Genomic DNA, 14,802 nt, shown 5'->3' with positions numbered 1-14,802 from the left:
CCGCCCCCCTGCTTCTGGCCCGCCCCCCTGCTTCTGGCCCGCCCCCCTGCTTCTGGCCCTGCACTCTTGGTTCCGGCCCAGCGACGCCCCGTACCGAGCCTCACACCGAGTACGCGCGGCACCGAATAGAAAAGCCCGGCCCCTGTTTCCAGGTGACCGGGCTCTTCTTCTTGTAGCGGGGACAGGATTTGAACCTGCGACCTCTGGGTTATGAGCCCAGCGAGCTACCGAGCTGCTCCACCCCGCGTCGGTTCCTCAACCCTAGGCCACTTACGGGTGAGAACGCGAATCGGGGCGGAGCAGCTACCCGGTCAGCTCAACGTCAGGCCGCGCTGCAGGTGAGCTTGGGCGCGGCCGGCGCACCCTCGACCTGCATGCCGAACGAGGTGCTGCCGTTGCCGGCCACCGAGCCGTTGTAGCTCAGGCTGCCCGCGCTGACCTTGGTGCCGGTCTGGGCGGCCGAGGCGTTCCAGCTGGAGACCAGCTTCTGGCCGGACGGCCAGGACCAGTCCACCTTCCAGTTCTTCGTGGCGCTGCCCGCGGTGTTCTTCACCGTGACCTCGCCCAGGAAGCCACCGTTCCAGGACTGCGTGACCTTGTAGTCGGCGGTGCACTTCGTGGACCCGTTGCCCGGGTTGCTGGGCTCGGTGGTCGGCGGCGTGGTGGGCGGGGTGGTGACCGGCGTGGACGGCGAGGTGGTCGGCGGGATCACCGGCTCGTCGGTGGCCGGCGGGGTCGGGGTGGTGTTGCCGCCCCCGGCGCCCTTGGTGACGGAGAAGCCCGACAGGGCGAGGCCCTTGCCACCGCTCCAGGGCTCGAAGCCGGCCTGGATGCTGGTCATGTACCAGGACGACTGGGCGTACCCACGCTGCACGGCGTCGTCGTAGAAGTCGCTCACCTTGAAGTCGATCGAGGTGGCCGCCGAGGTGCGGACGTACGAGATCACGTTCCAGCCGCTGTTGCCGAACCAGACGTCCCAGGTGCCGCCGGCCGTGGTGACCGTGCCGACCTTGGACCCGACCGGCTGCGCCCCGCCGGCCTTGTTCAGCCAGACCATCAGCTCGGCGCCGGTGTTCTGGCCGTCCCGGCGCGCGGTCGGGTCGAACCAGATGTCGTAGGAGGCGTTCCAGACCCCGCCGGTGTTGTACTTCATCGTGGCCTTGGAGCCGATCGTGTCGAACTCGCTGGAGGAGGCCTTGATCGGCGCGAAGTCGTTGGTGCAGTTGTTGTAGTGGCAACCCCAGACGAACGAGGGGTAGGCGGTCGGGGCGCCACCGGTGTTCACCCCGTCCTGCTGGGTGATGGTGAAGCCGTCCTCGGAAGCGTCGATGCACTGGGGGGCCGAGGTGCCCCAGACGTTGTTCTGGACGATGTACTCACCGCCCTGGACCTTCTTGCTCTCGTACTGGCCGCAGATCGTGGTGTTGACCGCCGAGGCCGGGCTGGACAGCACGATGCCGCCGGTCACGCCGGCCGCCACGGCGACGGCGGAGGCGGCTGCGATGAGTCGAGCTTTCATGGAGGACGTCTTCTTCCGGTGTCAGGGCACGCGGCAGCGAGGCCACGATCGGGACAGGTTGCGTCTGTCCAGTTGCTGGGGCCCGGCAAGAAGTTGCCCGCAGGAAGGGATTTGAGGGGAAATTAAGCGAAGGTGCGGATCTGGCGTCGGATCTCGCGGAAAACCACGATGTTCGCGGTGGCGGCGGCCCCACTCGCCGGGCCACAGTTCACATTCGCCGAGCGCTCTTCACATTCACCATCTGCACTCGCCTTCGCCACCGGCACTCTCCCTTTTCGGCCAAAATACCAAGGCCCGGTCTTCTCACTGAGAAGACCGGGCCTTGATTTCTTGTAGCGGGGACAGGATTTGAACCTGCGACCTCTGGGTTATGAGCCCAGCGAGCTACCGAACTGCTCCACCCCGCGGCGATGTCTTAACTGTAGGCGCTGTCCGGGTCGGACAGCAAATCGACACCGCCGCGAGGCTTTCAGGTCACCGTCCGGTCAGTCCGTCGTGCTCGGTGATGCGCTCGACGACGCACTCGGGGTGGCGCTGCGGGAGGCCGACGGGCTGGCACTGGCGGACGGGGTGGCGCTGGGCTCCTCCCCGGCCGCCTGCTGGGCGGCTTCCAGTGCGGTCTCGGCCTCGGTGGCCCGCTGCAGAGCGTCCTCAAGCGCCGTCTGCGCCTCGCCGTAGGCGGCGAAGTCGTTGTTCTGCAGGGCCGTGCGACCGTCCTGGAAGGCCTTGGAGGCGTCGTCCAGGGCGTCCTGCAGTTCCCGCTGGGCGCTGGCCACGGCCGAGTCGCCGCTGCCGGGCTCCTCGCCCTCGCCCGGGTCGTCGCCGCCCCCGGTGTCGCCGGTGTCCGGCCGGGCCTCACCGAACACCTGGTCGAGGGCGCCCTCGAGGGTGTCGGCGAACCCGATCTCGTCACCGAACGAGACCAGCACGCGCTGCAGCAACGGATAGGCGGTGTTGCCGGAGCCCTGTACGTAGACCGGCTGCACGTAGAGCAGACCGCCGGCCAGGGGCAGGGTGAGCAGGTTGCCTCGCAGCACCTGGGTCTCGTTACCGCGTTGCAGCTGGTTCAGCAGGTAGGAGACGTCCGGGTCGGAGGTGAAGGCGTTCTGCACCTGGCCCGGGCCGGAGATCACGGTGTCTCGCGGCAGCTGGAGCAGCCGCATCTGACCGTAGTCGTCCCGCCGCTGGCCCTTCTCACTGCCGGCGTCGGCATCCACCGCCAGGAAGCCGGTGAGCACGCCCCGGTTACCTCCGGCCGGAATGAACGTGGAGGTGAGCGAGAAGTTGGTGGTCTCGGCGCCCGGCATCTGCAGGGTCAGGTAGAACGGCGGCTGCAGCGAGTTGCGCGCGTCGCGGGTCGGGTCGGCCGGGACCGTCCAGAAGTCCTGCTGCGAGTAGAACGCGTTCGCGTCGGCCACGTGGTAGCGCTGCAGCAGCTCCCGCTGGACCTTGAACAGGTCTTCCGGGTACCGGATGTGCGACATCAGGTCGGCGCTGATCGCGCTCATCGGCTGGACCGTGTTGGGGAAGACCTTGGTCCAGGCCTTGAGGATCGGGTCCTTCTCGTCCCAGCTGTACAGGTTGACCGAGCCGTCGTACGCGTCGACGGTGGCCTTCACCGAGTTACGGATGTAGTTGACCCGGGTGCTGTCCAGCGCGGCCACCGCGGTGGTGGTCTCGGTGATCGAGTCGGACGTCGCGTCCTCCAGCACCTGGGTGCGGGAGTAGGGGTACTGCGAGGTGGTGGTGTACGCGTCGACGATCCACTTGACCCGGCCGTCCACGACCGCCGGGTACGGGTCACCGTCGAGCGTGAGGAAGGGCGCGATCTTCTGCACCCGCTCGCGCGGCGAGCGGTCGTAGAGGATCCGCGACTCGTCGTTCACCTGGTTGGACAGCAGGATGTTCTGGTCCTGGAACTTGATCGAGTACAGCAGCTGGCGGAAGGTCGAGCCGACCTCCACCCCGCCGTCACCCGTGTAGGTGTAGTTGGCCTGGCCGTTCGGGCTGCCGTCGTCCGGGAAGTCGAGCTCCTGCGGGGCGGCCCCGTCGGGCGCGCCCACGATCGAGTAGTTCGGGGAGTTCTCGCCGAAGTAGATCCGCGGCTCGTACTCCTCCAGCTCACCGGTCGAGGGGATGCCGGACTGCAGGAACACCGGCCGGCCGTCGGAGGTGCGCTCGTTGCCGTACGCCGCGACCATGCCGTAGCCGTGGGTGTAGACGATGTGGTCGTTGACCCAGCCGCGCTGGGCCTGCGGCGCGGCGTCGAGGTTCAGTTCGCGGACCGCGACCACTGCGTCGCGCATCTCGCCGTCGATCTCGTACTTGTCCACGTCGAGGTTGTCGGCGAAGGAGTAGTACTGCCGGATCTGCTGCAGCTGGGCGAAGGTCGGGCTGACCAGGGCCGGGTCGAGCAGCCGGATGCCCGGGATGGTCTCGGCGGTGGAGCGCAGGTCGGCCTCGTCCGCCTCGGACTGGGCGTTGTAGTTCTGGACCTCGATGTCCTCCAGGCCGTAGGCCGCCCGGGTGGCACTGATGTTCTTCTGGATGTAGTCCCGCTCCAGCTCGCGGGCGCTCGGCTGGACCTGGAAGCGCTGCACCGCGGCCGGGTAGATGCCGCCGATCACGATCGCCGAGATCACCAGCAGGGCGGTGCCGTACAGCGGGATCAGCCGGATCCGCTCGACGAACGCGGCGGCGACGAACAGCAGCGCGATGATCACCGCGATGCCGGCCAGGATGCCGCGCGAGGTCAGCCCGGCGTTCGCGTCGGTGTAGGTCAGACCGGTGATGAGCTGCGAGTCCTTGGTGGAGAGCGCGTACCGGCCGAGCCAGTAGTCGAGGCCGCGCAGCAGCAGGAACGAGGCCGCCAGCACGAACAGGTGCACCCGGGCGGCCTGGGTGAGGCGCTGCCCGGCGCCCTGCACCCGCAGCCCGCCGTAGAGGTAGTGCGTGACCACCGCCGCGATCGCGGACAGGAACACCGCCGCGGTCAGGAAGCTGACCAGGAACTGCAGCCAGGGCAGGGTGAAGACGAAGAACCCGATGTCCAGGTTGAACTGCGGGTCCTTCTGGCCGAACGACGTGCGGTTCAGCCAGAGCTGCGCGGTCTGCCACTGCTGGCTGGCCGCCGACCCGGCGAACAGGGCCAGGACGATCGGCACGGCCACGCCGACCAGCCGGCGCAGCGGCTCGATGCTCTCGCGGTAGCGGTCCAGCCCGACCTGCTCGGTCGAGACCGGCGCGTAGATCGGGCGGCTGCGGTAACCGATCATCAGCGACGCCGCGACCGCGGCGCCCATCACGACGGCTCCCAGGACGAACAGGACGACCTTGGTGATCAGCTCGGTGCGGTAGACCTGGGTGAAGCCCACCGACTGGTACCAGAGCACCTCTGTCCACATCTGGGACGCGATCAGGCCCAGCACGATGAGCACCCCGAGGGTGATCAGCGTGGGGGCCAGTGCTCCGCGCCGGCGCTTGTTGAGGACCGGCCGGGGGCCGCGGGGATCGCGCTCGTACGTCACGCAAGGAGAACTTACCCACGTTGCGCCCGGTTCCCTACCTGACGCAGCTGATACCGGACTGTGAATCAGTTCGGCGCCACTGGTGAGGCCCGATGATCGTCAGGGTGCGAGGATGCGGGCCGTGACTGAAGAACTCGCCGACTCCCGGTCGTTGTCCGTCCGCCGCGTGATCGTGGAGCTCGAGCGCCACGTCGCCACCGCCGGCTGGGACGCACCGGTGCGGGTGTTCGCGCTGGTCCGCACCGCGGCGGCGATCGAGCGGGACCCGTCCCTGGCCAACCGGCTGCCCACCGAGGTGATCGAGAACGCCCAGCAGGACCCCGACCACCTCACCGCGGTCGAGCAGGAGGGTCTGCCGCAGGCCTCCAACCTGGAGGAACTGCTGCACCAGATCGCCTGGCCGGACTCGGTGGACGGGGCCGCGGTGGTGGTGGAGCGCACCGTTCTGCCGCCCGAGGCCGAGAGCCAGATCCCGGACGACGAGGACGCCGCGGCCGAGTGGATCGAGCAGCACCCGCAGCGCCGCGACGTCCGGCTCGGGGCCGCGGTGCTGCGCAGCGGCCAGTACTGCTGCGCGGTGCGGGCCCGTGACCACGACTCGGACGACAGCGTGGCCGTCGGCCCCGACCTGGCGCCCGGTCTGGTCGAAGGGGTAGCCGCAACTCTCGACTAGACCGAGGTGCGCCGAGCGCCGTCGGCGCGCACCTACGTCCTCAGTTCGGTCTTCTCAGGAATCGCACCGGGCCAGCCCGCCGGTGTCGCCCTTGGCGATGGCCTCGACGTCGGTGCGGGCCTGGTCGAGCGTCTCGACCTTGATCACGTCCAGGCCGTCGGGGATGTGGTCGACCACCTCGTTGCAGTTGTCCGCGGGGGCCAGGAAGTACTCGGCCCCCGCGTCCCGCGCCCCCACCAGCTTCTGCCGGATCCCTCCGATCGGGCCGACCGTGCCGTCTGCGTCGATCGTGCCCGTACCGGCGATGTCCTTACCCCCGGTCAGATCGCCGGGGGTAAGCGTGTCGACGATGCCCAGGGCGAACATCATCCCGGCGCTCGGTCCGCCGATGTCCTCGATCTGGATCTTCACGTCGAACGGGAAGTCGAAGTCGGGGACGATGTAGATCCCCAGCACGGTGTCGCCCTCGGCGTTCTGGGTGGTCTCGGTGGACACGGTGCGCACCTGACCGTCGCGCCGGATCCGGACCCGTACCTCGGCGCCGGGCTCGGAATCGGCCAGTGTGGTGCGTAACTGCGCCAGATCGCCGATCGCCTTCCCGTCCACCCCGAGGATCACGTCGTCCTCCTGGAGCGTCTTGGCCGCCGGGGCCGCGGGGTCGGTACCGGCCACCGTCAGCGTGGTGGGCACCTTGATGCCGAGCGCCCACAGCGCGGCCGCGGTGGCGCTTTCCTGGGAGGACGTCATCTCGGCGGCGTTCTCCGCCTCGGACTGCTCCTGGGTCTCCCCCGGGGTGAAGACCTGCTCCTCAGGGACCACCGCGCTGCTGTCGCGCAGCCAGGCGTCGAAGACCTGCAGCAGCGTGACCTTGCGGTCGGGACCGCCGAGCACCGAGACAGTGGTCAGGTCGAGCGTGCCGGACGTCTCGTAGGTCTGGTGCCCGGAGATCGAGATCAGCGGCTGACCGTCGACCTCGCCGAGGGTGTTCAGGACCGGGCCGGGTCGCAGGATCGCGTACTTCACCGGCAGTAGCACCACGAGCGACGAGAGGATCACGGCGAACAGGCAGGCGATCAGCATCACCGCGGTGCGTGGGTCGAACAGGCTCGATCTCTCCCCGACCTGCTCGTCCGGCTGGCTCAACGGTTCGGTCACGGGACGGTCGGTCACCCCTCCAGCGTAGAACGACGACGTTTGGACTGCCGCGACCTGGCCTGCCGCACGATCGCGGCAGTACCCAGCAGCGCCACCGCCGCACCGGCCGCACCCATCGCGGCCGCTTCCCGGCGGTCCACCCGCCAACCCGGCGTGGCCCGGCGACGGCGTTGGTCGTCGAGCAGCCCCTTCAGGCAGGTCTCGTTGTCGTGCTCCGGCCGCCAGCCCGCGGCGAGCAGCCCGGTCGAACCGATGACCCAGGGATGCACGACGTAGGCGAGTTCGCTCGCGGGGGTGTTGAGCACCCCCACCCGGTGCAGTCGTTCGGCCGTACTGAACGCCAGCCCGGCAGGGACCTCGAGACGACGCATCCCGCTGATCTGCTCGACCTGCGTCTCGTCCATCGACCCGTCGGCGCCGGCGGTGAGCGCGCCGCTGATCCCGTTGGCCAGCACCGTCCAGATCGCCTCGGCCAGATCGTCGACGTGGCAGAACTGCCAGCGGGTGCCGGTGCCGCGGAGCACCAGCAGCCGGGGGGCCTCGAAGTGCCGGGTGACCGCCGTGTCCACGCCCGGCCCGACCAGGGCCGCCGGGCGGATCAGGGTGAACTCCAGACCGGGGTGCACCCGCGGGATGCGCTCCAGTACGCGTTCCACCTCCAGGAGGTCGCCGACCAGCCCATCGTCCGGATCAGCGCGGCAGGTGGCGTCGTCTTCTAGGGGTACGGGGTTGTCGGGGCGGGCGCCGAGCACCATGGCACTGGTAACGGCGACGAAGCGGCGGGCACCGACCGCGGCGGCGGCCATGCTGACTGCCTGCGCCGCTCGCACCGCGCGCAGCCGCCGGTCGGACGAGTTTCCAGTGACGGTCTGAGCCAGGTCGTCGGCGGTGGAGAGGTGAACGACCACGTCGGCCGAGTCCAGGGCAGCAACGACATCCGGTGAGGAGATGTCCGCCGGCCGCCAATCCACGCCGGTGTCGGTACCGGGCACGATTCCGAGCTCGGGAAAGGACGGGCGCTCGTCCTTCTTGGCAGGCTTGGCAGGCTCTTCCTGGGGCTCCTCTTTCGGCTCCTTGCGCGTCGCGGTCAGCGTGGAGGCCAGACCGGCGGGGAGGTAGGAGCGGCGGCGGGGGCGGGAGCTGTCGGTGGTTGCGTTCGGTTCGTCGATTACGGACGACGCAGAGCCTTGGCCTGCATCGGCCGGTTCCTTCTCCGGCTCGGCGGGAGCGAGAGACGGCGTTCCCCGGTCTGGCGTGTGGGTCTGGGCGGCGTACTCCAGGCCGGGCTCGATCCCGGCCGGTTCCACGTCCCTGGCCTGATCCCTGGCCTCACCCTCGGCCAGATCCTTGGCCTGCCCCTTGGCCGGATCCTTGGCTTCATCCTTGGCCTGATCCCGCACATCGGCTTCGGTCTCGCCGTCATCCGCGATCCGGACCGGTTCGGTGGGACGGGGCGCCGGCGGGGCGGTGAGCCGCTCGATCCGCTCGGCGGTGTCCACCGCGATCACCCGCACCGGGGCGGTCTGCGGCGAATCACTCATCCGGCGCAGCAACGAGCGCACCAGAGCACGCCCGGCGGGACCGGCCGCACCGGTGACCGCGATCACACCGGGCCCGGTCTGCCCGGCAGATCCGAGCACGAAGCGGGGGCGGCGTTTCGGGGTCACGGCAGAATCCCATCATCACCAGTCGATTCCTGGCACCCCGGGTCGCTCCCCGCAACAGCGCCCGTGCCCCTTGAGGCAGCCAGAACGTGTTTTTCGCCCTTGGCGGATCACGGCTCACCGACGGGCTCCCGCGCGTTGGACGCTCTGAACAACCGGATGCACCCCGGTCGGGCACCACCGTCGCCGACCGGGCAGGATCTGCGGACAACACCGGCCGGTGCCGGTGCGCCCGCCGGTACCGTCGGCCGATCGGTGCGACCCTGGGAAGAGACGTGGGGCGCCGGGCCGGGACGGCGGGCAGCACCTGACCGCACCGGGCAGACCAGCACGAGCAACGAACGACGGCGGCCGGGCGATCGTCAGCGAGGGAGACCGAACATGAGCGAGGGAAACCGGGACGGCCGGGACGCTGAGTCCGAAGGCCCCCGCGACGACGAGAACCAGCAGTCCGGCCAGCCCCGCGACGAACCGGGCACCCCGCCCTCCGGGGGCGCCGGGGGCACCGGGCCGCGCATCGGGTTCGGCTCCGACCTGCCCACCGGCGGGGCCGGACGGCCGAAGCCGGACGAGGACCCGCAGGACCCGCTGGCCGGGCTGTTCGCCGCCTTCATGGGCGGTGGGGCGGGCCCGAACCTGCCGCCGGACCTGCTCGGCAACCTTCCGCCGGGGATGCTGAACCTGCCCGGTATGCCGCAGGACCCGCAGTCGCTGCAGGCCATGCTCAACTCGGTGCAGCAGATGATGATGTCCGGCGGCGACGGCCCGGTGAACTGGGAGCTGGCCACCACCGTGGCCCGCCAGGCCGCGGCCGAGGGCGGCGACCCGAGCGTCGGCGACGCCCAGCACCGTAAGGTCGCCGAGGCCCTGCGCACCGCCGACCTGTGGCTGGACCGGGTCTGCGACCTGCCCGCCGCGACCGGGCGCACCGAGGCCTGGAGCCGGGCCGAGTGGATCGAGAACACGCTCGGGGTCTGGAAGGTCGTGGTCGAGCCGGTGGCGCTGAGCGTCGGCGAGGCGATGGCCAAGGCACTGACCGAGCAGGCTCCCCCGGAGATGCGGGCCCTGCTGGGCGGCGCCCTGCCGATGATGCGCAAGATGGGTGGCACGTTCTTCGGGGCGCAGCTTGGTCACGCGATCGGCGGGCTCTCGCGCGAGGTGATCGGCGGCGGCGACGTCGGCCTGCCCCTGCTGCCGGCCGGCAAGGTGGCCCTGATCCCGGTCAACCTGAGCGAGTTCGGCAACGGCCTGGGGCTGGAGGAGGACGAGGTCCGCCTCTACCTGGCCCTGCGCGAGGCCGCCCACGCCCGGCTGGTGGCCGGGGTGCCGTGGCTGCGCTCGCACCTGCTCGCCGCGGTGGAGGAGTACGCCCGCGGCATCGTGATCGACACCGACCGGATCGAGTCGGCGATCCGGGACATCGACCCGAGCGACCCGGAGGCCATGCAGCAGGCCCTGGCCTCGGACATCTTCGAGCCCGAGCGCACCCCGCAGCAGCAGGCCGCGCTCGACCGGCTGGAGACCGCCCTGGCCCTGGTCGAGGGCTGGGTGGACACGGTGGTCGACGAGGCCGCCCGGCACTCGCTGCCGCACGCCTCCGCCCTGCAGGAGACCATCCGCCGGCGTCGCGCCGCGGGCGGGCCGGCCGAGCACACGTTCGCCTCGCTGGTCGGCCTGGAGCTGCGTCCCCGCCGGCTGCGGGAGGCCGCTGCGGTGTGGTCGGCGCTGACCGCCGCCCGCGGGGCGGCGGGCCGCGACGCGCTGTGGGCGCACCCCGACATCGCTCCCGACGAGGCCGCGTTCGCCGACCCGGTGGGCTTCGCGCAGGTCGAGTCGCAGGGCGACGACATGGACGCGGAGCTGGCCCGGATGCTCGACGGCGGGTTGGACGAGGAAAAGGGCGACGGCGACAAGTGAGCAACCTGCCCCAGGGCGGCGGCCGGCTTCTGGAAGATGTCGGCGCCGCCCTGCGCAACGCCCGCCCGGACGGCCCGGACGAGCGCTTCGAGCAGACCGCCTGGCTGGCGCTGCTGGCCAGCACCGGTGACGGGCTGCTGCGCCGTGAGCAGACCCCGGCGCACCTGACGGCCTCGGCCGCGGTGCTGAGTCCGGACGGCACGCAGACCTGCCTGGTGTTCCACCACCGGATGCAGAAGTGGGTGCAGCCCGGCGGTCACTTCGAGCCGGACGACACCAGTGGTGACCAGGCCGCGGCCCGCGAGGTGCGGGAGGAGACCGGCCTGTCCGGCCGGGTCCTGGGGGCGCCGGTCCTGCTCTCGCGGCACCCCGCGCCGTGCGCGCCCGGCATCGTCGACTGGCACCTCGACCTGCAGTACCTGATGCTCGCCGACGTCCTGGCGCCCACCCCGAGCAGCGAGTCGCCCCAGGTGCAGTGGTGGCCCGCCGACGCACTACCCGACAACCTGGCCTCCGGAGTGCCGGAGCTCGTCCGGCGCGCCGTGCAGGTGCTGGCCGCGCAGCGCTGAGGCCCGGTCGACCGGCCGGTGGCCTTCAGGACGTGATCTGCGGGGCCTTGCGCGGACTGCCGGGCTTGGTGGCCGGCAGTCCCGCCACCGGTTTGCCCGAAGGCTTGCCGGTGGCTGCCGGCACCGGCAGGAAGCCGACGGTGTCGTCCAGGTCCTCGTCGTCCACGTCGGTCTCGCGGGCCGGCCGGACCGTCTCGTCCGCCTCGTCGTCCTGGTCTGCGTGAGCCGCGTGGTCGGCCGGGTTGTCCCCGTCCGGCGAGAAGCCGGGCTGGTCCTCGTCGGCAGGTAGGTCGCGCGCGGCGGAGAAGCCCTCGAGGAAGCCCCGGGCCCGCTCGGTGCGGGGATAGGTGTCCAGCAGCGACCAGAAGTCCGGCCCGTGCCCCGGCTCGATCAGGTGGGCCAGCTCGTGCAGCAGCACGTAGTCGAGCACCCACGACGGCATGCCGAGCAGGCGGGTGCTCAGCCGGATCGAACGGTCGGCCGGGGTGCACGACCCCCAGCGGGTGTTCTGGTTCTGCACCCAGGTCACGCTCGCCGGAGTGGCCAGGCCGCGGAGGTGGCGCTCGTTCAGCGTCTCCGCCCGGGTCATCAGTTCCTCGTCACCCGGGCGCCGTCGACGTTCCTGGGCCTCCAGCCGCTCGAGCATCCGTTGCACCCATTCCCGCTCCTGGCTGGGGGTGAAACGGGCGGGGATGAGCACCACCGTGCGGCCGGCCTCGCGGTAGGCCGTAACCGTGCTGCGGCGCCGGCCGCTCCGGCGTACCTCGACCCGCGAGTCGTCTGCCGGTTCCGGCGTGCTAATGGCCACCTGGGCACCGTACCCGGCGAATGCCCCAGGAAGCTGCCTTCCGCAGCCAAGTGATTGCACAACCGCAGCTACGACTTGCCCTTGCGCGCGATGTCCGGGCGGTGGGCAGGTGCGGATCTGAGCGCCGGGTCGTTTTTCCACAGCTTTGTCCACAGGAGGGGGCACGACCGGTGCAGCCCTGTATGCCAGAACCGATTGACGTCGGGCCAAGCACCTTCTAGCGTGATGCGCCAGGGCTCCGGGTAACGATCTTCGCGCGCTGGGGAAGGCGCACGGTGATCGGCCCGGAGCCCCTTTTCATGCGCCTCGAGCATGTGGCAGTTCTTACTGCCAGTACCGGACACGTCGTTATAAAACCGACATATTACCCCGGTCGACGGTCCTCCCGGCGCGCCGATTAGCCGTCTAAGCAGGCACAACCCGCGTGCTGAGCTAATGTGACGACCCGACCGGGCCGGTGAGTCGCCGCCGAAGGCGTCACGCCCAGTCAGGGCACCGCCTCTTCACGAGCGGTCGATGCAGCCAGATCCACACACACAAGCCGTAACCAGGAGCGAAGATGTCGGACACCTACAGCGGCGAGTTCTACTGCGTGAAGTGCAAGGAGAAGCGTCAGGCCGAGGGCAAGGTCGTGGAGACCAACGGCCGCCGGATGGCCAAGGGCACCTGCCCCGTCTGCGGGACGAACCTGAACCGCATCCTCGGCAAGGCCTGACCAGCACCTTCAGGCAGTCGCCCGGCCGCTGAACCGGTCGGCGCGACGCACTCGGCAGGCCCGCAGGCACGATCCAGCACGATCAGCACGACCGCGGGCTGCCGAAGGTGCACCGGTGGCGCGGGCCGGGACGGCGATCAGGTCCTGGCCGCCCACCATCGCCACCACCAACAGAGTTATCCACAGCCTCCGCCCGTCCTGTGGACGGTCGGACGCACGCGATCGCCCCTCCTGACACGCTTGCCGGGTCGAAGGGGGAACGTCTCGTGCGTCTACGTCTCAAGCCCGGGCTCCGGCGGGTCTGGCGCGATCCGGGCACGCTGCAGATCGGGCTGTCCCGGCGCCGCGGCACCGTGATCACCGGCCTCACCCTGCAGGACATCCCCCTGCTGGAGGCCCTGCGCCACGGCATCGACGCCGCCGTCCCCGGAGGCCTGACCGCGTACGGCGATCCCGGCCGCGGCCGGGCCCTGGTCGGGGTGCTGGCCGAAGCAGGAGTCCTGGCCGTATCCGGCCCCGCCACCCCTGAGCCGGGCCGGCTCGGCCAGGCCGCCGCCCGCCTGGCCCCCGACGCAGCCGTCTGGTCCGTGGTCCACCCCCGCTCGGCAGACGGCTGGCCCGTTCTGGCCGCCCGCGCAGCCCGCGTCGTGCTCGTCCACGGCGCCGGTCGACTCGGCAGCACCCTCTGCGCCACCCTGGCCGCCGCCGGCGTGGGCACCGTCCTGGTCCGCGACGCCGGCCGCGTCACCGCCGCCGACCTGGCCCCCGCAGGCGCAGGCCGGCCCGACCTCGGGCGCACCCGCCAGTCCGTCGCCCAGGACATCGTCCGCCGGGCCGGTGGCCACCCCCAACTCCGCGCCCACACCTCACCACCGGGCAGCCCGATGGGGGCAAGAGCAACCGCAGCGCCCTGGGCCGCCAAGCCCGCGCCCCCACACCCGGCCGAGCCAGCAGGCCCCTCGCCCAACCCACCCAGCCCCACCCACGAACGCCGCCCGGCCGGCCCACCCCACCCCCCGACGAGCTCAGCCAGCCCACTTCCTGGCCTGAGCGGTGCCGACGGTGTGCCTCCCCGCCCGAACAACCCGAGCAATACCGCCGGGCCAATTCCACGCCCACCCAACCCGGCCGGCACGCATCCTCAGCCGGGCCATCCGACCGAACGGCCCGCCCACCCGACCAACCCCACCGGGCCACCTCCGTACCTGAGCAGCCCGGTCGACACCCCCCTCCCCTGGGCCAACCCGGCTGACACGCCTCTCCACCTGAGAGGCCAGGCCGGCGTCTCTCCCCATCTCCACAGCCCACTCGGCCTGCAGTCCCGCTCAACCGGCGCTGCAGACGCCCGCTCCTACCGGGCCGGACCAGCCCGTTCACGACCCCAGCCGTCCTCGTCAGCCGCAGTCGTCTACTCCGAGGAACCAACCTGGCCGCACCCTGCCCCTCAACCCCACGAACCGAGGCGGCTGCACACGGCACCCCAACCCGTCGAACCACCGGGGCAGAGCACCGCCGAGCCCCAAAGCGATCCGCCCCCAAGCCAAGAATCCCCATACCGAGAATCCCCACACCCAGAATCCCCACGCCGTGAATCCCCCCACCGCCGGCCCCCGCCACCCCCGGAACCGAAGCGTCGGCCCTCCACCGCGCGGCGGCCGGCCCCAGCGCACCGGCCCGACGGCACCTTCGACCCCGAACTCGTCGAAGCGGATCTGGTGGTGCTGGTCAGCCACGGCATCGCCGACGCAGCCCGCGCCGACTACCTGATGAGCGCCGACATCCCGCACTTGGCCGTCGTCGTCGGTGAGGACGGAGTGGTGGTCGGCCCGCTGGTCCGGCCCGGTCGCACTCCCTGCCTGCGCTGCCTCGACCTGCACCGGCGGGACCGCGACCCCGACTGGCCACGGGTGCTTTCCCAGTTGCCGGAGCACCCGTTCGCAGAACACGAGGAAACGGCCAGCGCGAGCCTGGCCGCGGGCCTGGCCGCGCTGCAGGTGCTGGCCGAGCTGGACGGCCTGAGTCAGCCCGCCGCAGTGGGTGCCACGCTGGAGGTTGAGCTTCCGGACGGCCTGGTCGCGCGACGTCCTTGGCGGATGCATCCGGCCTGCGGGTGCGCCTGGCCGACCCCGTCGCCAACGCGGCCCGGGTAGGCACGGCAGGCCAGACAGGCAGGCCGGGCAGGCCAGGCCGAGCAGGCCAGGGCAGGCCAGGCCAGGCCGAGCAGGCCAGGCCGGGCAGGCGGGCCGGCCAGCCGG

Annotated in this window: 9 protein-coding genes, 2 tRNA genes and 2 pseudogenes; 6 read left to right on the top strand and 7 right to left on the bottom strand. The window is 71.0% G+C overall.

What is annotated here, in order from left to right:
- Positions 1-173 precede the first annotated feature (173 nt).
- The 4 genes from LWF15_RS15145 to LWF15_RS15130 all read right to left on the bottom strand — a co-directional run bounded on the left by LWF15_RS15145 (position 174) and on the right by LWF15_RS15130 (position 5,046).
- A tRNA-Met gene (locus LWF15_RS15145) sits at positions 174-247 on the bottom strand.
- A 75-nt stretch (positions 248-322) separates the two neighbouring features.
- Entirely contained in the window at positions 323-1,519 is a 1,197-nt protein-coding gene (locus tag LWF15_RS15140) for a GH12 family glycosyl hydrolase domain-containing protein (RefSeq protein WP_232811441.1), read from the bottom strand.
- Positions 1,520-1,852: 333 nt separating this feature from the next.
- Positions 1,853-1,926: transfer RNA gene (locus LWF15_RS15135), tRNA-Met, on the bottom strand.
- A 78-nt stretch (positions 1,927-2,004) separates the two neighbouring features.
- Positions 2,005-5,046, bottom strand: a complete 3,042-nt coding sequence (locus tag LWF15_RS15130; RefSeq protein WP_232811440.1) for a UPF0182 family membrane protein — start codon at positions 5,044-5,046, stop codon at positions 2,005-2,007.
- Between the two features lie 112 nt (positions 5,047-5,158).
- Between LWF15_RS15130 and LWF15_RS15125 the strand changes: the two genes are divergently transcribed.
- Positions 5,159-5,719: a PPA1309 family protein gene (locus LWF15_RS15125; protein ID WP_269810166.1), complete on the top strand. Its 561-nt coding sequence runs from the start codon at positions 5,159-5,161 to the stop codon at positions 5,717-5,719.
- A gap of 54 nt (positions 5,720-5,773) precedes the next feature.
- Here the strand turns inward: LWF15_RS15125 and LWF15_RS37535 are convergent, their stop codons facing one another.
- Together LWF15_RS37535 and LWF15_RS15115 are read right to left on the bottom strand one after the other, a co-directional pair.
- Positions 5,774-6,889, bottom strand: a complete 1,116-nt coding sequence (locus LWF15_RS37535) for a YlbL family protein (protein ID WP_232811438.1) — start codon at positions 6,887-6,889, stop codon at positions 5,774-5,776.
- Positions 6,886-8,541 (bottom strand): NAD-dependent epimerase/dehydratase family protein, encoded by a 1,656-nt coding sequence (locus LWF15_RS15115; protein WP_232811437.1) that lies wholly within the window; start codon positions 8,539-8,541, stop codon positions 6,886-6,888. Before LWF15_RS15115 ends, LWF15_RS37535 begins: the two co-directional genes overlap by 4 nt.
- Before the next feature lie 378 nt (positions 8,542-8,919).
- Between LWF15_RS15115 and LWF15_RS15110 the strand changes: the two genes are divergently transcribed.
- Both LWF15_RS15110 and LWF15_RS15105 read left to right on the top strand, forming a co-directional pair.
- On the top strand, positions 8,920-10,455 hold the full coding sequence (locus LWF15_RS15110) for a zinc-dependent metalloprotease (protein ID WP_232811436.1): 1,536 nt from the start codon (positions 8,920-8,922) through the stop codon (positions 10,453-10,455).
- Positions 10,452-11,024, top strand: coding sequence for an NUDIX hydrolase (locus LWF15_RS15105; RefSeq protein WP_232811435.1), 573 nt, complete (start codon positions 10,452-10,454; stop codon positions 11,022-11,024). Before LWF15_RS15110 ends, LWF15_RS15105 begins: the two co-directional genes overlap by 4 nt.
- Before the next feature lie 250 nt (positions 11,025-11,274).
- Here LWF15_RS15105 and LWF15_RS15100 read toward each other — a convergent pair.
- Positions 11,275-11,832 (bottom strand): annotated as a pseudogene (locus LWF15_RS15100) (M48 metallopeptidase family protein); the annotation flags it as partial.
- Between the two features lie 559 nt (positions 11,833-12,391).
- Here LWF15_RS15100 and LWF15_RS15095 point away from each other — a divergent pair.
- The 3 genes and pseudogenes from LWF15_RS15095 (at position 12,392) to LWF15_RS15085 (ending at position 14,697) form a co-directional block, all read left to right on the top strand.
- Positions 12,392-12,547: a DUF5679 domain-containing protein gene (locus LWF15_RS15095; protein ID WP_214154278.1), complete on the top strand. Its 156-nt coding sequence runs from the start codon at positions 12,392-12,394 to the stop codon at positions 12,545-12,547.
- A gap of 107 nt (positions 12,548-12,654) precedes the next feature.
- Positions 12,655-13,353, top strand: a pseudogene (locus LWF15_RS38155) (ThiF family adenylyltransferase); the annotation flags it as partial.
- Positions 13,354-14,265: 912 nt separating this feature from the next.
- Positions 14,266-14,697, top strand: coding sequence for a TOMM precursor leader peptide-binding protein (locus LWF15_RS15085; RefSeq protein WP_232811432.1), 432 nt, complete (start codon positions 14,266-14,268; stop codon positions 14,695-14,697).
- Positions 14,698-14,802: the final 105 nt, after the last annotated feature.

This window comes from Kineosporia rhizophila (assembly GCF_021277265.1).
GTDB classification, from domain to species: Bacteria; Actinomycetota; Actinomycetes; order Actinomycetales; family Kineosporiaceae; genus Kineosporia; species Kineosporia rhizophila.
This window is presented reverse-complemented; position numbering and strand designations above follow the sequence as displayed.